Source organism: Clostridium sp. CTA-5, from assembly GCF_054768135.1.
This window is the reverse complement of record NZ_BAAAAT010000008.1, coordinates 102188-121817: the sequence shown is the minus strand read 5'-3', so window position 1 is coordinate 121817 and position 19630 is coordinate 102188. Positions and strand designations below refer to the sequence as shown.

General features: G+C 27.3%; 17 protein-coding genes and 1 riboswitch. Of the genes, 4 read left to right on the top strand and 13 right to left on the bottom strand.

All coding sequences use genetic code 11. From position 1 onward, the window contains the following. Window positions 1–13: 13 nt before the first annotated feature. From ACYUET_RS14495 to ACYUET_RS14465, 7 genes are all read right to left on the bottom strand, one after another. The gene (locus ACYUET_RS14495; protein WP_460280768.1) at window positions 14–1018 is read right to left on the bottom strand and encodes a LacI family DNA-binding transcriptional regulator; all 1005 of its coding nucleotides are present in this window, start codon (window positions 1016–1018) and stop codon (window positions 14–16) included. 175 nt (window positions 1019–1193) lie between these two features. After that, entirely contained in the window at window positions 1194–2321 is a 1128-nt protein-coding gene (locus ACYUET_RS14490) for a glycoside hydrolase family 16 protein (RefSeq protein WP_460280766.1), read from the bottom strand. Window positions 2322–2694: 373 nt separating this feature from the next. Next, on the bottom strand, window positions 2695–3204 hold the full coding sequence (gene nrdG, locus ACYUET_RS14485; RefSeq protein WP_460280765.1) for an anaerobic ribonucleoside-triphosphate reductase activating protein: 510 nt from the start codon (window positions 3202–3204) through the stop codon (window positions 2695–2697). A 249-nt stretch (window positions 3205–3453) separates the two neighbouring features. Further along, complete coding sequence (locus ACYUET_RS14480) at window positions 3454–5700, bottom strand: bifunctional diguanylate cyclase/phosphodiesterase (protein ID WP_460280763.1); 2247 nt, start codon at window positions 5698–5700, stop codon at window positions 3454–3456. A 223-nt stretch (window positions 5701–5923) separates the two neighbouring features. Then, window positions 5924–7846 (bottom strand): aconitate hydratase, encoded by a 1923-nt coding sequence (locus ACYUET_RS14475; RefSeq protein ID WP_460280762.1) that lies wholly within the window; start codon window positions 7844–7846, stop codon window positions 5924–5926. A 75-nt stretch (window positions 7847–7921) separates the two neighbouring features. After that, window positions 7922–9076: a homocitrate synthase gene (gene nifV, locus ACYUET_RS14470; protein WP_460280761.1), complete on the bottom strand. Its 1155-nt coding sequence runs from the start codon at window positions 9074–9076 to the stop codon at window positions 7922–7924. 354 nt (window positions 9077–9430) lie between these two features. Beyond that, window positions 9431–11539 carry an anaerobic ribonucleoside triphosphate reductase gene (locus ACYUET_RS14465; RefSeq protein WP_460280759.1) on the bottom strand — a complete coding sequence of 703 codons (2109 nt, stop codon included), beginning with the start codon at window positions 11537–11539 and terminating at the stop codon, window positions 9431–9433. A gap of 328 nt (window positions 11540–11867) precedes the next feature. Here ACYUET_RS14465 and ACYUET_RS14460 point away from each other — a divergent pair, with 328 nt between their 5' ends. From ACYUET_RS14460 to thiT, 4 genes are all read left to right on the top strand, one after another. After that, window positions 11868–12716, top strand: coding sequence for a DegV family protein (locus ACYUET_RS14460; RefSeq protein WP_460280757.1), 849 nt, complete (start codon window positions 11868–11870; stop codon window positions 12714–12716). Window position 12717: 1 nt separating this feature from the next. Beyond that, on the top strand, window positions 12718–13170 hold the full coding sequence (locus ACYUET_RS14455; RefSeq protein ID WP_460280756.1) for a PadR family transcriptional regulator: 453 nt from the start codon (window positions 12718–12720) through the stop codon (window positions 13168–13170). Between the two features lie 162 nt (window positions 13171–13332). Continuing rightward, entirely contained in the window at window positions 13333–13539 is a 207-nt protein-coding gene (locus tag ACYUET_RS14450; RefSeq protein ID WP_460280754.1) for a hypothetical protein, read from the top strand. Window positions 13540–13560: 21 nt separating this feature from the next. Beyond that, a riboswitch (TPP riboswitch) is annotated at window positions 13561–13660 on the top strand. A gap of 114 nt (window positions 13661–13774) precedes the next feature. Beyond that, window positions 13775–14449: an energy-coupled thiamine transporter ThiT gene (gene thiT, locus ACYUET_RS14445; RefSeq protein WP_460280752.1), complete on the top strand. Its 675-nt coding sequence runs from the start codon at window positions 13775–13777 to the stop codon at window positions 14447–14449. Between the two features lie 55 nt (window positions 14450–14504). Here the strand turns inward: thiT and ACYUET_RS14440 are convergent, their stop codons facing one another. From ACYUET_RS14440 to ACYUET_RS14415, 6 genes are all read right to left on the bottom strand, one after another. After that, window positions 14505–14693: a ferredoxin gene (locus tag ACYUET_RS14440; RefSeq protein WP_460280751.1), complete on the bottom strand. Its 189-nt coding sequence runs from the start codon at window positions 14691–14693 to the stop codon at window positions 14505–14507. A 135-nt stretch (window positions 14694–14828) separates the two neighbouring features. Continuing rightward, window positions 14829–15671 carry an Mrp/NBP35 family ATP-binding protein gene (locus ACYUET_RS14435; protein ID WP_460280749.1) on the bottom strand — a complete coding sequence of 281 codons (843 nt, stop codon included), beginning with the start codon at window positions 15669–15671 and terminating at the stop codon, window positions 14829–14831. Window positions 15672–15686: 15 nt separating this feature from the next. After that, window positions 15687–16520, bottom strand: coding sequence for a hypothetical protein (locus tag ACYUET_RS14430; RefSeq protein ID WP_460280747.1), 834 nt, complete (start codon window positions 16518–16520; stop codon window positions 15687–15689). Next, on the bottom strand, window positions 16513–17280 hold the full coding sequence (locus tag ACYUET_RS14425; protein WP_460280745.1) for a prolipoprotein diacylglyceryl transferase: 768 nt from the start codon (window positions 17278–17280) through the stop codon (window positions 16513–16515). The genes ACYUET_RS14430 and ACYUET_RS14425 overlap by 8 nt, the downstream gene beginning before the upstream one ends. Window positions 17281–17373: 93 nt before the next feature. Beyond that, a complete protein-coding gene (locus ACYUET_RS14420; RefSeq protein WP_460280743.1) occupies window positions 17374–17940 on the bottom strand; it encodes a hypothetical protein in 567 nt (188 codons plus the stop codon). A 13-nt stretch (window positions 17941–17953) separates the two neighbouring features. After that, complete coding sequence (locus ACYUET_RS14415; protein ID WP_460280741.1) at window positions 17954–19324, bottom strand: DUF7922 domain-containing protein; 1371 nt, start codon at window positions 19322–19324, stop codon at window positions 17954–17956. Window positions 19325–19630 lie beyond the last annotated feature (306 nt).

The window sequence follows — 19630 nt, the reverse complement described above, 5'->3', positions numbered from 1 at the left end:
AATAAAATGGTTTTTATTTTAACCATTTTACTGTTTCTCTTTCAACAACATTATGCTGCATAATTATTTCCCTTTTAGACTCTTTTCCATTTAACATATTTAAAATTTCATTGAATGCTTTACATCCCATTTCATATAATGGTTGTGATAATGTTGTTAATGGTGGTATCGACATTATCGCAATCTTAGTATTATCATATCCAATAATCGATAGATCTTCTGGTATTCTAATACTTTCTCTATATGCTACATTTAAAACTCCTACTGCCATATCATCACTTGCTACGAATATAGCCGTAAATTTCTTTTTTTTATTTAACAAAATATTCATGCATTCAATACCACTTTTATAAGAAAAATCTCCATATACAATAAGTTCATCATCTAACTTTATTCCATAGTCTAAAAGTGCATTTATGTATCCTTGAACTCTTGGCCATCCTGCTATAGGATCTTTCTTTGTTCCACTAATCATAGCTATATTTTTATGGCCTCTATCTAATAAATATTTAGTTGCAGCATATGATGCCGAGATATCATCTACTTTTATATAAGGCATGTCATGCTTAAATGATTTTGTAGAAATTAATATATATGGAATATTCATTTTATTTAAAACTTTGTAATATTCATCTAGAATTTTTATACTTACAATGATAACAGCATCTAACTTTCTTTCCTCTACTATCCTTAAATATTCCAAGGTCCTAATACCTTCTGAACCTGTATTACAAAGTATAACACTATAATTATTATTACGTGCTGAATATTCTATTCCACGAATAATTTCCCCATCAAAATTTGTAGATACATCTGGTATAATTACTCCTATAGTTCTAGTCGTATTTGTTGACAACGATCTTGCAATTGCATTTCTTTTATATCCAATTTCGTTAACTACTTTTAGAACTTGTATTCTAGTTTCTTCAGAATATCCTCCTAGATTGTTTAAAATTCTTGATACTGTAGCGACAGATACATTGGATAATTTTGCCACATCCTTTATAGTTGGTGCCATCTTAATACTCCTTTTATATTTAGGTTAATCGGTTACCCAAGTATACGATAACATATTTAAATATATATATCAATATTCACTTTATAATAAAAAACATTAAAGTCTAAGTGATATATTATATTCGTTCACTTAGACTTTAATGTTTACCTATTAAAATATTTTAAATTTATAAATATTATTTAATAACATTTCCATCCGGACCTAATTTATGACCTTGAATAGCTGTATTTTTTAACATAACTCCGTTATTATCAAAATAATACAATTTTCCATCACATTTTTGCCATCCAGTTTGCATCTCTCCAGAATCATTTAAATAGTACCAATCTCCATTGGGGTTAATCCAACCTGTTCTCATTTTGCATTCGCCATCTAAGTAGTACCAATTATTATTGCTATATACCCAGCCTTTAACTGGAGTTGAATTATCATCTAAATAATACTGACATTCATTCTTTTTATCTTTAAACCATCCATTTTTTGTTTTATGTTCTATTAAATTATTATTTACATTTTTATAAACACGGACATAGTCTACATACATTTTAGCTGGAAAATTTGTAGATGAATCTGGATCTTGTGGCCAATTTCCACCAACAGCTAAATTTAATAATATAAAAAATGGTTTATGGAATTCATCATTACCAGTAATATTATTTGCGATACTTAATTCTTCATATTGTACACCATCTACAAACCACTTTATAGTATTTGGATCCCACTCAATTGAATAGGTATGATAATCTGTAACATCAACTTCAAATTTATTACCAAAAGACTGTGGTCCTTTATCATTCCAATGAAGAGTTCCATAAATTTTATTTTCAGTATTTACATGCTCCATAATATCTATTTCACCACAGTTAGGCCATTTAACAGAAGACATATTTGCTCCTAACATCCAAAAAGCAGGCCATAGCCCTTTATCTGCTGGAAGTTTAATTCTTGCTTCTATCTTTCCATAAGTAAATTCTTGTAACCCCTCTGATTTTAATCGTGCAGAAGTATATTTACTTCCATTGAAGTCCTCTTTTTTAGCTTCAATAATAAGGTTACCATCTTCAATCCTCGCATTTTCTTCTCTATCTGTATAATATTGAAGTTCATTATTCCCCCATCCATGACCATCTATATCATATGTCCAATTTGAAGTGTTTATATTTTTGTCATTAAACTCATCACTCCATACAAGTTGCCAATCATTTGAATCTACCTCTTTTGCACTTACATTAGAAAATATTATACTTAAATTCACCATTAAAGTTAATGCAATTAAAGCCGATATATTTTTAATATATCTCATTAATACCCCTCCTTATATTTGATATCTAATATTATAAAAATCTTATTTACATAGTATTTATAACTAAAATAATATATAAAAAAATTATTTATATCTAATATTATAAACTTATTTTTAATATAAATTATTCTTTAATTTTGTATTACTTTTATAAACTAACTAAAAACCTCTCTTTGCTTTGAAAATTATTAAAAATTAAAATTTTTTTAATAATTATGTATAGAATTTTTTTGCTTGTCCATAATATGAATGTAGCCACAATATCATAATAATCATTAGTCCCCTTAATTTAGAATAGTGCCTATAAGCTATTCTAAGAATAAATTATTTATTTACAAAGAGAACTCTCTACTTAAATGTAGAGAGTTTTTCTTTATAAATTAAACAATACTATGTATCCACATTTAAGACTTTCTTTTACATTTATTATTCTTTGATTTGAGGAACCTCTAAACGTTAAACCATCTTTCTGTTTATCTTCCTCAAATTTTCCGTCTACTAAAACATCTATATTACTTATCAGTTCTTTCCAGCCATTTCTTGATTCTAAATTTTCTATTATGTATTCAAAAGTGTATCCTGTATAACACCATATATTCTTATTGCTTTTTTTTAATTCTTTTGCCATATATGAAAATTCTTCTGCTCTTTCAAAAGGATCTCCCCCACTAAATGTTATTCCTTTAATCATTGGATTACCTAATACATCTTGTATTAATTCATCCATATCTTTTTCTTCTCCCCCATTAAAATCATGCGTATCAGGATTAAAACATCCCTTACAATTATGTTTACATCCCTGAGAGAAAAATACCCTCCTCATTCCTGGACCATTTACTAAACTTTCATAAGCTATACCTGATAACCTTATAGTTTTTTTCAAAACAAAATCACATCCTCTTAATTTGTTATGTACAATAAACCTACATTTTAAAATAACACTAACCTTAACTTAAAATATAAAAAATGCTAAAAGTATCCCTTATACATATATACTTTTAATTATAAGCTAAAATAAGAATGTTATAAAATTCGAATTAGTATATTTTATAACATTCTTATATAATTAGCTTGTGTTAAATACAAAATAAACAAACATACTAGTCTATTAATTTTTGAATCAATCTTATACTTAAAATAATAATTCACTTTTTTCAAAATCTTTTATAGGCATTGGTTTTGCATATAAATAACCCTGTGCCCTACTACATCCTACTCTACTTAAAAATTCAGCTTGTTCATAAGTTTCTACGCCTTCACAAATTACAGTTAAATCTAATTCATTAACCATTCTGACGATATTAGATATAACTATTTCCCCTTTTTTAGAACTATCTTTACTATTCAAGAACTCTCTATCAAGTTTTATTATATCAATAGGCAAATCTTTTAAAATATTAAGTGAAGAAAGTCCTGTACCAAAGTCATCTAATGAAATACTAAATCCTATTTTTTGTAGCTTGGACAATGCTTTTAATATATTATTATAATCATCAAAAATTGCACTTTCTGTAATTTCTATTTCTATTAAATTAGCCGGTATATCATATTTATTAAATATTGATTTAATATTTTTGATAAAATATTCAACATTTTTTAGATTTACTCTAGATATATTTACTGATATAGGAACTAATTTAATCCCTCTTTTTTTCCATTCATTTAATTTCATACACACTTGTTCAAAAATAAACATATCTAAATTAACTATAAATCCATTCTTCTCAAATAAGGGAATAAAATTTATAGGACTTATTATCCCTTTTCCAGGATTATTCCATCTTACAAGCGCCTCTGCACCAACACAAATTTCTAAATTTATATCATATTTAGGTTGTAAGTATACTTCAAACTCATTATTATTTAAAGCATTATGCATAATATCTTCAATTTGCTTCTGTTCTATTAATTTACTTTGTAAACTACTATCATAGAATGCTATTGTCTGGTTACAATCCGTCTTAGAAGTTTCTCTTGCGAATGATACATTATCTATCATTTTATTTATATCAGTTTCTAATCCATATATAACATATACTCCGTAAGATAAATTAAAATTAGGAATTTCTTTTGTATCTGTTTCAAAAAATTTTATCTGAGTATCTAATGTTTTAATTTTTTCTAACATTTTAGCATCATTTTCATATGATAATAATGCTATAAATAAGTCATCCCTTGCTCTGCAAAATATCTCCTTATTAGATAACTTTTCTTCCAATACTTCTGATATATGCTTTAACAACAAGTTTCCTGTTTTATATCCCCATATATCATTAATAATTTTAAACTTACAAATGTCAAATTCAACTAAAGCATATTCTTTATCTTTACTATCTAATAATATTTCTTTAACATCTATTTTAAACTTCATTAATGTTTTTCCACCAGTAATATTATCAACAAACGCAATATCTTTTATTAATTTTTCTTTTTTATTTCTATACCTTTGTATATAAAAAATTAATCCTAAAAATATTATTGATATAAATCCACTGAAAATAATAACCATAGATTTTATATGATTTTCTCTATTAGTTATCACTGATGATTCTACTTTCGTTAATATATAATGGTCTTTTAAATTATCTATTTTTGAATATGCAAAAATATGATTTACATTATTTATTTTTATACATCTACATCCATTTATTCCATATTCCAAATCACTTCTAGCATTGTATAATTCACTTTCATATCGATTATCTATTTTATTAACCTTTTGATTTTCAAAAACATTTTCCCATTCTAATAGATTTTCAGAATTTTTCGCTTCAACTATTACATTACCATATTTATCTATTATGCATGATTCTATATTTCCATTAAAATCGTCTGTTGATAGTAATATATTTTGAATTTTTTCACAAGATACAGTTGCATATAATGCACCTTTAATAACTTCATTATCCTTTATTGGCGTAACATATATAAAAATCATTTCTCCACTTATATTGTCAAATATTCCTTTAGATACTGTTGCCTCTCCATTCATAGCCTTTTTAAAATAGTCTTCATTTGACAAATTTAAACTTAAGCCATCTGTTGACTTCAAAATACCATTAGAATCTATAATCCCCATTCTAGAAAAAGAATTAATTTTAGTTTCTAATTTTAAAAAGTTTAACATTGAAGATGTATCATCCATATTTCTTTCATCAAAAAAATTTGTTATACATTTCATATATTCAAATGTTGCACTTATTTTATCATTTATAACTACTGCATTTTTATTAGAGACACCTGTAATAATTGTTTTATCCCCTTGAATTAATAATCTTTTTACATCCTTTATGCATGTTAACAATCCACTCACTATTAACAATAAGATTATCATAACTATAAATGTAAACTTAATAATATCTCTCTTTTTATTATTCATGTATTCCCCTACCCCAAAATATTTTATACTAAATTTAATCTCTTTTATTTAAGGTACAAATTAATATAGTTTTACTTTTGTAATATTTATGTTTTATATCCATATTTTATCATATTTTTAAAAAATTTTATATAAATGACTATATCTAAAATATATTTTTATAAAAAAATAGTACAAAATTTATATTAAAATAAATTTTGTACTATTTTACTAATTATAATTATTAACTATTTAATTTTACATAATTTAATCTTCCGCCAGCTTTAATAACTTCTATTTCTTTCTTAGTTAATTCTACTGATACCTCAAACTCATACCCCTTGGTTAAATTCTTGATATTTGCTTTACCATCCTCTAAAACATTTTGTATATTTTCTATTTTTAATTCATCTATTAAATCAATATTTTCATAATCTTCTACAGTCTTAAATTCTAATGGTATTATCCCATTATTTATTAGATTAGCCTTATGAATTCTAGCAAATGATTTAGAAATAACTGCTTTAACTCCTAAATATAAAGGCGCCAATGCTGCATGTTCTCTACTAGATCCTTGCCCATAATTTTCTCCAGCTACTATAAAACCACCATCGCATTCCTTAGCTCGTTTAGGGAATTCTGTATCTATTGTATTAAAACAGAATTCTGAAAGATATGGAATATTTGATCTAAATGGTAGTAACTTAGAATTTGAAGGCATAATATGGTCTGTTGTAATATTATCTTCAAGCTTTATTAATACTTTTCCCTCAATTTCGTTACCTAATTTCTTTCCTATTGGAAATGGTTTAATATTAGGTCCTCTTACAACCTCTACCTCTTCATTTGTTGGTGCTGGTGGTAAAATCATAGAATCATCTATTAAAAATTTATCAAGCATATCTATTTTTATATCTACTTCCATTTCTCTTGGATCAGATAATACTCCTTTAATAGCTGAAACAGCTGCTGTTTCTGGACTTACTATATATATTTGACCTGATAATGTCCCACTTCTACCATAGAAATTTCTATTTACAGTTCTAAGCGAAATACCATTAGTTCCTGGCGCTTGCCCCATTCCAATACATGGTCCACAAGAATTTTCAAGTATTCTAGCCCCTGAGCTTATAATATCTGCCAAAGCACCATTTCTAGCTATCATTTCCATAACTTGTCTTGATCCTGGCCCAATTACTAAACTAATATTTGGATGAACTTTATTTCCTTTTAATATTTTAGCAACTTTCATTAAATCTTCATAAGAAGAATTAGTACAGCTTCCAATAAATACTTGATCTACATTAATACCTTTAACATCACTAACCTTTGCTACATTATCAGGACTATGTGGCTTAGCTGTAAGAGGTGTTAATTCACTTAAATTAATTGTTATTACTTCATCATAAATTGCATCTTCATCTGGTTTAAGCTCTATCCAATCTTCTTCTCTTTCTTGAGCTTTAAAAAATTCTAATGTTCTTTCATCACTAGGGAAAATTGAAGTTGTAGCCCCAAGTTCTGCTCCCATATTTGTTATAGTAGCTCTTTCAGGAACTGATAATGTTTTTACTCCTTCTCCAGCATACTCAAATACTTTTCCTACTCCACCTTTAACAGTTAATACTCTTAAAACTTCAAGAATAATATCTTTTGCTGAAACCATTCTATTTAACTTACCTGTAAGATTAATCTTTACTACCTCTGGAGTATTAATATTGTAAGCTCCGCCACCCATTGCAAGCGCAACATCAAGACCACCAGCTCCCATTGCAAGCATACCGACACCACCTGCTGTAGGTGTATGGCTATCTGATCCTATTAAAGTATCTCCAGGAGTTGAAAATCTCTCCAAGAAAATTTGATGACATATCCCATTACCTGGTTTTGAAAAATATACTCCATATTTTGATGCAACAGTTTGAATAAATTTATGATCATCTGCATTTTCAAATCCTTGTTGTAACATATTGTGATCTATAAATGCTACTGACTTTTTTGTTTTAACTCTGTCAATCCCCATAGCTTCTAATTGAAGATATGCCATTGTTCCTGTTGAATCTTGAGTTAGGGTTTTATCAATCTTTAAAGAAATTGGTTCACCAGATTTTAATTCTCCCTCTACAATATGATTTTTTAAAATTTTATAAACTAAGTTATCTCTCACTTGTTTTTCCCCCTAAATCTATTGCTTATTATTTTTATAAAGATTAGTTTCTTCTTTTTTTATAATATCAAATAGTTAGTCTTTAAGTAGTCTCTTATACTCTTTATATAATTGAACTACCTCCTTATCAAAAAGACTTCTTTTTAATGTAACAGATGTAGACCTTACTAATTCTAATATACCTGAAGCTTCTTTATCTGTAAGTTCTATTCCATATTCTTTAAATTTATTTACAACAGCAGCTCTACCTGAGTGCTTTCCAATAACTATTTGTCTTTCTAAACCTACTATCGCTGGATCAAAAGCTTCATAATTTTTAGGATCCTTAATTGCACCATCAGCATGTATTCCTGATTCATGTGCAAACATATTACTTCCAACTATAGCTTTCCATTTTGGTAATTCTCTACCTGATGCTCTTGATACATATTCAGATACTTCTCTAAACATTTTAGTATTAATATCTCCTTTATATCCATATACAAGCATCAACGCCATCAATACTTCCTCTAATGCAGCATTACCAGCTCTTTCCCCAAGGCCATTAACAGTTACCCCTACATGAGTTGCTCCACCCTCAATACCAGCTATTGCATTAGCTGTAGCCATACCAAAGTCGTTATGAGTATGCATCTCTATATTAAAATTTGTTTTATCATGAATATATTTAATTCTATCTCTAACTTTAAAAGGCTCCATTATTCCTACTGTATCACAATACCTAAATCTGTCTGCTCCAGCTTGTTTTGCAGCACTAATAAATTCTACTAAGAAATCCTGATCTGCTCTTGATGCATCTTCCCCGTTAACTGATACATATAATCCATTCTTTTTAGCAAATTCCACAGATTTAACCATATTTTCTAGAACCCATTCTCTAGAAGTTTTAAGTTTATGTTCAATGTGTATATCTGATACTGATATTGATATTGCTACAGAATCAACTCCACAATCAATAGATTCTTCTATATCACTAACAACAGCTCTGTTCCAAGCCATTATACTAGATTTAAGATTCCTTTTTACAATCTCTTTTATTGACTTTTTTTCATCTCCGCCCATTGTAGGTATTCCAACTTCTAATTGATCGACACCTAATTCACTTAACATTTCAGCTATTGCAACTTTTTCAGCATTTGCAAAAACTACTCCTGCTGTTTGTTCTCCATCTCTAAGAGTTGTATCTACTATGGTAATCTTTTTCCCAGTATTTAAATCCTCAACTGACATTTTTAATCCCCCTTATTTATATATTCTTAATTACTTATTGCTGTTTTATATTAATTCTGCCCTGCTAGCTATAATTTATTATATTATACACGATATATATTAATAATGGAATAATAATTTTATTATTTTTGCAATAACTTTCAGTTTCTCCTTCAATGTTTTTTGTTATTTAAGGCTTTTTATTCAAAATAGCATCAATATTTGCAAGTTTTTTTTGTAGAATTGCATTATAAGTATTATATTTACAACAAAAGAATAAATTTACATTAAACATAATATCTATTATAAAATCTAATCGACAACAAATTTTTAGACATAAAAAATAGGCATCATATAATATGATGCCTAGCTTTTTTAGTAATTATTCTTATGTTTTTCAGTATGAGATATTCTATCATGTCTCTCTTCATATTTACCTGGACCAAATCTTTCATCTAAGCTTAAATATCCTGTAACTCTTGATATCCCTTGAATATTTGTGCTACTGCATGTTGGACATTTCATTTCATTATTATGAAGATAAGTTCCACATTCTTTACAATATCTTATATGGAAATTTACACCCATATAACTGATATTAGTATTCTTATATGCATAATTTAATATATCCATAATTGTTTCTTCATTTGGTAAATCATCAACCTCTATATAACTTATATGTCCACCATTACAAACTTTATGATATGGTGCCTCTATATCAATTTTATCTTTAATAGATATGCTATAACCAACTGGTACATGATAACTATTAGTATAATATTCTTTATCTGTTACGCCTTTTATTATTCCAAAAATCTTTTTATCCTGTTTTATAAATTTTCCTGATAATCCTTCTGCTGGTGTTGCATAACAACTCCAATTTAATTCATATTCCTCAGTTAATCTATCACAATATTCTCTAATGTATCCTATGATATCTAACCCTAACTTTCTAGCCTTTTCATCTTCGCCATGATGCTTTCCAACTAACGAGATTAGGGTTTCAGCAAGTCCTATAAATCCAATTCCCCATGTACCTTGCTTTAATATTGGTTCAATAAAATCATCATCAGTTAAACCTTCTGCTCCAACCATAAGGTGTTGTCCTGCTACAAATGGTAAATCCTTAACCTTTAAATTCTTTAATACGTTATATCTATGCATTAAAGAATCCTTTGCTAGAGATAATCTACTATCTAATATTTTATAAAATTTATCTATATCACCTTTAGATTGTAATGCTATTCTTGGTAAATTAATTGTAGTTGGCGCGATATTTCCTCTACCCTTACACCCTGGTTCTCCATTTACATTTTTCATAAGATAAGTTCTACATCCCATTGTAGCTGGAACATATCCTTTATCATAGTACTCTTTATTAAAATCTGCATCTATATTCATAAATGTTGGATTCATTCTCTTTGCTGCAACTCTACATGCTAGTTTATATAAATAATAATAAGGGTCACATTCTTCTCTATTAACCCCTTCTTTTACTCTGAAAATTATGTTAGGAAATATTGGTTGTTCTCCTTTTCCTAATCCTTTTTCATATTCTAGAAGGAATATTTCACATACTAATGCAGCATCTTTATTATTTGGTATTCCTATATTAACTGAACTAAACGGAACTTGTGATCCTGCTCTTGAATGCATTGTATTAAGGTTATAAACTACCCCTTGCATTGCTTGATGAATCCTAGTTCTTAATCTTTTCTCTAAAAGAATTTCTACCTTATCCTCAGGTACCTCTAATTCTTGTAGTTCTTCCTTTATTTCTTGTCTAGTTGGTTCAATAAAAATCCCTAGATCATTATCAAAATCTGGATGAGATTGTCCTCCAAACATATCATTTTGAGTTGATTGTAATAAAATACATGATAATTCTGCGGCAGTCTCTATTCTCTTAGGCGCATTTATAGTTCCATATCCAGTATTAAATCCATTTTCTAAAATTTCTCTTGTTGGTATATGAAGACAATTAGTTGTTAAATTGTAACTATCTAAATCATGATAATATAAGTCTCCTGTTTCATGAGCCTTTGATAAATATTTAGGCATACTAGATAAGTTATGCCATTTATTAGATTCAGATGCTATTCTTAGCAATTTAGAACTAAAATTATTACCTACATTAGCATTATCTCTATCTGTTTCTATTCCTATCTTCTCAATTGCTTTCATTAAATCTGATTTTATATCTCTTACTCTTGTTCTTTCTTTTCTGTATGCTGAATAAGCAATCGCTATATCTTTATGATTTTCATCCTTTAAAGCTTTTTCAACCAAATTTTGAATTTCTTCCACTGTAATTCTTTCACTTTTTTCATCCTCAACATATTCAATAACCTTTTGTACAGTATCCAAAACTTGACTTTCCTTTAATGTCACACCTATTTCAAGTGCAGCACCTTTAATGGCTTGAGATATCTTACCACCATTAAACTTTACCTTTCTTCCATCTCTTTTTACAACATATAGCATTTTGCTTACCTCCATAACACAATATATAGTATCTTTATTAATCCTGTATTATTATACTTTATTAAATATGCCTTAGCAATGCCTTTAATTTTTTATTTTATTAGTAATATATTTTAATTATTAACTAATATATCTTATTATCTCTATATTTAGTTAATTTTTATAGCCATAGGCAATTTGACTTATTATAAGTAATATTATTTAAAATTTATTTAATAATATATATTATAGAAAAACATATTATCATTATTGATAACTATATCACTATTGATATAGTTATCAATAATGATATAATTAATTATACAATGATTTTAGGAGGATTTATTTAATGAATAAAATAGCATTAATTACTGATAGTGCTTGTGATTTAAGCGATGAGATTTTAGAAAAATATAATATAAAATTATTACCATTTAGAATTATTTTCTCTGATAAGGAGTATGATGATAAATTAGAAATAACTCCAGAATTTCTTTATGAAAAACTTCCTACAGAAATTCCAAAGACATCATTACCAAGTATCGAAAGACTTACTAACATTCTTGATGAAGCTGTTAGAGATGGTTATACTCATGCTATTATAATAACTTTATCAAGTGAGTTTTCTGGCACTTATAATTCCATAAGATTAGCATGTGAAAATTTTGATGAAATTACTACATTTGTGTATGATTCGAAATCATTAAGTATGGCCGAAGGAGTTGTGGTTCTTGAAACTGCAAAACTTATTGAACAAGGCAAATCTTTCGATGAAATAATAAACATAATTCCAACCATTTCTGATAATACAGATATTTTCTTTACTATAGATACATTAGAATACCTAAAAAAAGGTGGTAGAATAGGTAGAGTTGCTGGAACTATTGCAGAGGTTTTAAATTTAAAACCTGTTATAACAATAGACAAAGAAGGCTGTTTTCAAACTTATTCTAAAGCTAGAGGCAAAAAACAAGCTTTATCTAAACTGTTAAAAATAGCTAAATCTTATACTGAAAATAACAAGTGTAAATTTTGGATTATGGATGGAAATGCAATTGAAGATGCGAAATCTCTATTTGAAACTATTAAAAGCTTAGACAATGTAGTAGACTGCCAACTAGGTTATAGTATAGGCCCTGCCCTTGGAGTACATACTGGTCCAGGACTTTTCGGATTTATTGTTGAAAAGGTAGATTAAAATGTCTAATTTTGACTTTTATAATATAAAAGATATACGTGCTGAAGAAAAGCGGCTTTATGAAGAATATAAAAATAAAGTTTCTGAATTAAAAAAAGTTAAAAAGGAAAAAGATGCTGTCGGTCAAGTATTTACTAAAGGTTTATTGCCTATATATGTTTTATATATTTTATCATTAAAGCCTACTAACGGTAATGAAATATCAACTCAAATAGGTATAAGAACTAATGGTAAATGGATACCAAGTACTGGAGGTATATATCCTCTACTTAAAAAATTAGAAAAAGAACAATTAATATTAGGTGTCTGGGATGATCCTGAAAAAAAATTTCAAAAGATATATCATTTGACTCCAAAAGGTAAAGTCGAATATGAAAATAAGAAAAAACTTTTAAAACCAAAAATTGAAGAATCATTAGAAGTATTTAAAATAATATATAATGATATTTATTAATTTAATAAATAAAAAATAATAGTTCAAGTATGCAAATATACTAGTCTATTATTTTTTTATTTGAATTATATTATAACTCTTTCATAAAATAAAAATCATTTTTAATTATGTATATTTATTTACATCAAAGTAAAAAATACATTTATAAGGATGGTGTTAAAAATGAAAGGTTTTATTATAGATTCAACATTTAAAGAAGATGTTATAGTTGGATTAAATGATTTTAATACAATAGTCCCATGTAATAATATATCAGATAATACAAAAAATGGACAAAAAATTCAATTAAGTACGGTTTCATCAAACTATATCTCGCATGCTAATAAAAGCAACAAATATAACATATATAACTTAGTTGACTATTTATAAGACAATCTTTAGAATATATTTAGAATGTGCTAGGGGAGCCTTGTGCTGAGATTTGATATTTCATAAACCCTTAAAACCTGATCCAGTTAATTCTGGCGTAGGGAAGTGTAATCTTTATATATTAATCTTACTTTTTTAAATAGTAAGGTACGTTATTTAAAATTTTATAAATAACGATAGATTTTATACTTAATTGGTTAATAATCTCCTAAGCACTATTAAGGAGGTTTTTTTTATGAAAATTTTTAATGATTGGGCAAATCAATTCATTAATCTATATCAAAATTTGCCTAAAAATGTACACACCATTCTTTCAAATCCATTATCTATTGCTACATTAATAGGATTCGTTATCATTCTTATAGTATTAGCCAAAGTGAAAAAAATAAATTTTACCCCTCAATTAATTGCTAGAATAGGTATAGCATTAGCACTAGCTACTATATTAAAAATGCTTAGAATATATCACTTTCCTCAAGGAGGAAGCATAACATTCGGTAGTATGATTCCAATATTGCTAATTGCTTTTATGTATGGTCCTGAAATTGGGTTTTTAACTGGATTTCTTTATGGCATAATAACTTTCTTAATGGATCCATATATACTCCATCCTGTACAAGTTTTATTTGATTTCCCATTACCTTTTTTATCTTTAGGACTAGCTGGATTTTTCAAAAATAAAAAATACATTGGAGTAACTCTTGCTATTTTAACTAGATTTATGTGTCATTTTATTTCTGGTGTTGCATTCTTCGGTTCTTATGCTCCAGAAGGAGTGTCTCCAGCTTTATATTCTTTATCTATAAATGGCCCAATAATAGGTATAGAGGGTTTAATATGTTTAGTTATTATAAGCATACTACCTATAAGTAGAATAATATCTGTTTCCAATGAGCATTTAACAACATAAAATGGCTAAAAAATTAGAGCTATCAATATGATGATAGTTCTAATTTTTTTAGATATTATTCTGCTAAAATAGCATTAACTGGACAACTAACTTCTGCTTCCTTTGCACTATCTTCAGCATCTTTTGGTACATCATTAACTATTGTTCCAGCTTTTCCATCATCCTCCATATCAAAACATTCAGGACATATTGATGGACATAATCCACATCCTATGCAAGTATCTTTATCCACTTTAACTTTCAATAAACTCACCCTTCCATTAAAAATTACATTAATAGTATTTCCTAAGGAGATTGAATTATGTATATTATGATACATGAAATAAAATAATAGACCAGTATAATGCAAAATAAATGCGAATACTGGTCTAGAATATACTTAATATAGTCCTTCAAATATTAAAGAATATAAATCATTATCTTTTACATATTCTTCTGCTTTTCCATTTTCTAATGCTTCTGTTAAATCAGTATTAATAGGTAATTCTCCTATTAATGGCAATCCTAAATATTCAGCATGTTCCTCTGATGATTTCTTACTAAATACTCTTATTTTCTTATCACAATCTGGACAATTAATGTATGCCATATTTTCAACTACACCTTTAATCTTAATACCAATCTTTTCAGCCATTATAACTAATTTCTTTACAATCATTGATACCATGTCTTGAGGTGTTGAAACAACTACAACTTCACTGACAGGGAATTCTTGCATTACTGTTAATGCTATATCACCTGTACCAGGTGGCATATCTATAAGTAAATAATCCAACTCTCCCCAGTTAGTTTCCACAAACATTTGGTTTAATACTCCTGTTATAACTGGTCCTCTCCATATAACTGGTTGATCCTCAACAGCTGTTAAAAGATTCATAGAAATAACCTTTATTCCAGTATTTGTTTCTACTGGATCAAATCTAACCATATCATTTTCTAATGGTATTATCATTGCTCTTTTATCATTTATTCCAAAAAATCTTGGCATAGATGGTCCTGTAATATCAGCATCCAACACTCCAACTTTATATCCTTTTTTCGCTAAAGTAGTCGCCATTATACCTGTAACAGTAGATTTACCTACTCCACCTTTACCACTAATTACTCCAATTATGTTTTTAATTTTCCCATATCTAGGTAATGTCTTTGAGCAAGTGCTATTACATTCACTTCCGCTAGATCCACATGTACCTTTACTTGGACAAGTATCACAACTCCCCATTGATTCATCCTCCTTTTACCAATCTTCTGGCATTTTGTTTGGTTCTCCTATATTGATATCCCAATTTTTAAAGTTGTATTCTGCTGATACATAATATGTATTAAAAGATTTATCTTTTTTGTTATCAACAGTTATCATAGTTTTAAAAATTGTACTATTATATCCTCTGTTCTTAACTTTAATTATTGTATCAAAATCTTCACTATTATTTTTAACTAAACTAGTACTAGACAAAACCTTATTAATATTTTTTTCAAAGCTCTGTAAATCTGTTGAAAACATATACTTTAAACAGTCTATATCTCCTGATGTATCTATTCCTATCTTATTATTAGATTGATTTAATTCATCTTTATTTGATTTAAGTACTGCTAAAATAGATTCATAATATACATATTGAAAATCTCTAGGTTTTCTTACAAAAGAAAGATTTTGAGTTATTATATCATCTAAACGCTTAGATATTGAAAAACATACATCATCATTAAAAAAGTTACCTTTTCCTTTTTCATTTGCTGCAACTATATATTCATATTTTTTAACTTCATCACCAATACATATTTCAAAATAATAATCTGGATCAAGTGAACTTCTTTCAGATACTTGTTTACCATTTGATAATAACTTATACATATCATTTATAGCATTAGTGTCAGTAATTATGAATCTAAAACCAGTATCTCTAGCACTTTGTATTATAATTTTATCTACCTTATTTTGATTTATATATTCAAAATAATTATTTTTTAATCCCATTTTAACTGCCACTTTATCATAAGTTGCACATCCAGATAAACACGTAATGGTTAAACTTAATATTAAAATTATTAAAATTCTATTTTTATTCAAAACTTTTCTTCTCTCCCTTAAAAAACTTATGAAAATTAAAGAAATAAACTCCTAAAACTAAAGTAAAAATAGCTATAAACTGTGATGTTGATAACATTCCAACATTTCCTCTTGGATCATTTCTTAAAAATTCTATCATAAATCTTCCTATACTATAAATTATCAAGTATACTGAAAGTATTTTACCAGATTTTCTTTCTTTGCTTGAATAATATAAAAGAAAAAAACCTAATAAAAAGTCAAAGGCTGAAGAATAAAGTTGAGTAGGATGTAAATGTACTCCACTTGGCGCAAGTGAATTTACTGGAAACTCAACACCTATAGGAAGATTGGTTTCTGCACCATAACAACATCCTGCTAAAAAGCATCCAATACGTCCAAATCCTTGTGCAATCGCAAGTCCTGGCACTGTTAAATCCATAATATCTAAAACACTCCATCTTTTTCTTCTACAATATAAAATAATACTTAGAGCGCCTAGTATTATTGCTCCATAAATAACAAATCCATAACCAAAATTCATAAGAATACTAGGATTATCTAAGATACTTCTAAATTCGGTTAAAATAAATAGTAATTTTCCACCTAATACGCCTGATATTATAGCTAGAATTATTAGATTTAATAATGAATCTTCATTATATCCTTTACTTTTTGCTTTTTTTAAAAGTAAAGAAACTGATACTAATATCCCTATAGCAATCATTAATCCATAGCTTTTTACTTGTATTCCCAAAAATTCAAATAAAAATATCTTCATAAATATCTCCTTATAGTATTAAATATCAAGGAGAAGCATTAAGCTTCTCCTTGATATTTAAATTATAATACTAATGTTTATTAATGGCAAACCTTATTTAACCTTGATTTTAGAAACGATAGTATTTAAAACTGTTTTTATGTTTTCTTTATAATAATCTTCTTTTACATTAAATAATATTTTCATAGTCTTTCCATTATCACTAGTTAAATAATAACAAATATTTTCAAATGTATATCCTTTTTTTACTTTAGTTTTATATTGAGATAATACACCAGACACATTTTGAAGTTTAAATGGAGTTATTTGCTCATTTGTATAGGTTAATGGTAGATTATTCAAATCATTTTCTGCAAAAGCCCCTAAATCACTTTGTGTATCTATCACTTGTAAATATCCTGTAATTTTATTTTCTTTATCTTTAAAATCTGCTTTATAACTAATATATTGTCCTATACTTTGTTTTTCAGATACTTCCCATTGATTTGGTAATGAAAAAGTATATTTCCCGTCCTCAAAACTATATTCTTTAAACTCATTTATTCCGTTCTCTACAAGAACTACTTGTGTGAATGATTCTTTAAAAAATGATTGTGTTATGCCCAATATAATCATTAACGAAACTAAAATTGACATAACTATTATCTGTTTTTTATTCATAACAATTTCTCATTTACTGCATTGGAACTACGATAGTAGAATTCTTGAAATCATAGAACATGAGCCAGTAACCTTCATTCCTCATTTCATTATGTGTCCATGTTACAAAACCTGTTTTTCCTTCATAAGGCTGATCTGAAATATCTTTGCTACCTTGTATTCCATAGACAATATATTTTAATTCTCCGACTGAATCACATTTATAACCTAATAAAAAGTGTTTGCTCTTATTTATATAAGGATAATAATTTAGCATTGGATAATATGCTAATGTATATTTATTATAGTTAGACACATTACATAAATCATCAATTCCTTCTACTGGTATACTATACCATTTACAATACTTAATCCCATCTAACCCTTGTGAATATTTATCAAAGCCATCAGCAATTTGCTCAAAATATTCTCCAATCTTTCCTTGTATATTAAAGTTATTTGAGGATGTATCTTTTATTTTTTGAATATCCTTTTCGTATTGTTCAAAATCTGCACCATCGATTATGCTGTTTTCTTCAATTCTTCTACGATTACTTTGTATTGAATAATCATATGAATTTTTTTCGTATTGTTCAGAATCTGCTGCATCCATTATAGTATTTTCTTCAATTCTTTTATGATTTTCTTGCCCAATACAATTAGAATCATTTTTTACATCTTCAATAATCTTTGAGCAACCTTGTTTTGATATATTTTTTTCTTTCTTTTCTTCTTTTGCTTCCTTTTGTTCTTTTTGCTTCATTTCTTTCTTTTCTTCATCTTTACATTTCTTGTTATCTTTTTTGTCTTTCTTATCGTATGAATTATCTAATTCCATATCAATTTTCAATTTATTTTTAGATTTAGGTTCTTCTTTTTTATCTTTCATGCTTTCTTTATTTTCAGATTTAGGTTTCATAGATTGATTTTTTGACATTTCATTTTCTAGTTTTTCTTTATTTTGAATGTCTTCCTTAATCATTTTAAAATTTTTCCAATTTTCTTTTGGTTCTTCTCCATTCATGAAACCATACATAAGGAAGATAATTTCTCCATTATTAGGTTTGCAAATAGCAGCTCCTACTATCTTGTCATAGGATATACCTAAACCAGCTATGTTATTAATATAGTATTCTTTGCTGGTATCTCCCTTTCCAACTTCATTTATTGTTAAAAGACCCAAATTTACTAAGTGTTTAGAATCTTTTTTACAACAGATAAGTACCATGGAATATTTTGATTCTTGTTTTAAGTTTTGAGCATAAAAAGATATTTTGCATTTGTCACCCTTTGTTTCTACCTTAGCGTATCCAGATAATGCTTTATTGCTAGATGTTGAATTTGCCTTTTCATCTTCCTGTAAAATTATAAAATTTCTATATAATTTGTTGTGTGACACCCCCATAATCCCTCCACATATATTTATTCAATACAGTATATGCTTTTATTAGTGGATTATGATTAAATACTATAAATGTTTAAGGCACATTGACTTGTTATTTTTTTGAATGTGCCTAAGTTACTAATACTATATAAAATACATAAAAAAATAATAGATTAACATACTTATATATTTTAGCTCATACATTTTTTAAAATGGCTTAACAACTAATTATTAATCCATTTTATCTACTTTTCTGAAATAAAATATATTGTACATCTTTAATCTATTATTTTTATGTGGCTAATTTTTATTTTAGTCTATGTTTTA

Excerpts from the sequence above, each read along its gene's own strand:
- ACYUET_RS14415 (WP_460280741.1), bottom strand. The coding sequence starts at position 19,324 with ATGGGGGTGTCACACAACAAATTATATAGAAATTTTATAATTTTACAG.
- ACYUET_RS14460 (WP_460280757.1), top strand. The coding sequence starts at position 11,868 with ATGAATAAAATAGCATTAATTACTGATAGTGCTTGTGATTTAAGCGAT.
- ACYUET_RS14495 (WP_460280768.1), bottom strand. The coding sequence starts at position 1,018 with ATGGCACCAACTATAAAGGATGTGGCAAAATTATCCAATGTATCTGTC.
- ACYUET_RS14435 (WP_460280749.1), bottom strand. The coding sequence starts at position 15,671 with ATGGGGAGTTGTGATACTTGTCCAAGTAAAGGTACATGTGGATCTAGC.
- ACYUET_RS14490 (WP_460280766.1), bottom strand. The coding sequence starts at position 2,321 with ATGAGATATATTAAAAATATATCGGCTTTAATTGCATTAACTTTAATG.
- ACYUET_RS14425 (WP_460280745.1), bottom strand. The coding sequence starts at position 17,280 with ATGAAGATATTTTTATTTGAATTTTTGGGAATACAAGTAAAAAGCTAT.
- ACYUET_RS14450 (WP_460280754.1), top strand. The coding sequence starts at position 13,333 with ATGAAAGGTTTTATTATAGATTCAACATTTAAAGAAGATGTTATAGTT.
- ACYUET_RS14465 (WP_460280759.1), bottom strand. The coding sequence starts at position 11,539 with ATGCTATATGTTGTAAAAAGAGATGGAAGAAAGGTAAAGTTTAATGGT.
- ACYUET_RS14480 (WP_460280763.1), bottom strand. The coding sequence starts at position 5,700 with ATGAATAATAAAAAGAGAGATATTATTAAGTTTACATTTATAGTTATG.
- nifV (WP_460280761.1), bottom strand. The coding sequence starts at position 9,076 with ATGTCAGTTGAGGATTTAAATACTGGGAAAAAGATTACCATAGTAGAT.
- ACYUET_RS14455 (WP_460280756.1), top strand. The coding sequence starts at position 12,718 with ATGTCTAATTTTGACTTTTATAATATAAAAGATATACGTGCTGAAGAA.
- ACYUET_RS14420 (WP_460280743.1), bottom strand. The coding sequence starts at position 17,940 with ATGAATAAAAAACAGATAATAGTTATGTCAATTTTAGTTTCGTTAATG.
- thiT (WP_460280752.1), top strand. The coding sequence starts at position 13,775 with ATGAAAATTTTTAATGATTGGGCAAATCAATTCATTAATCTATATCAA.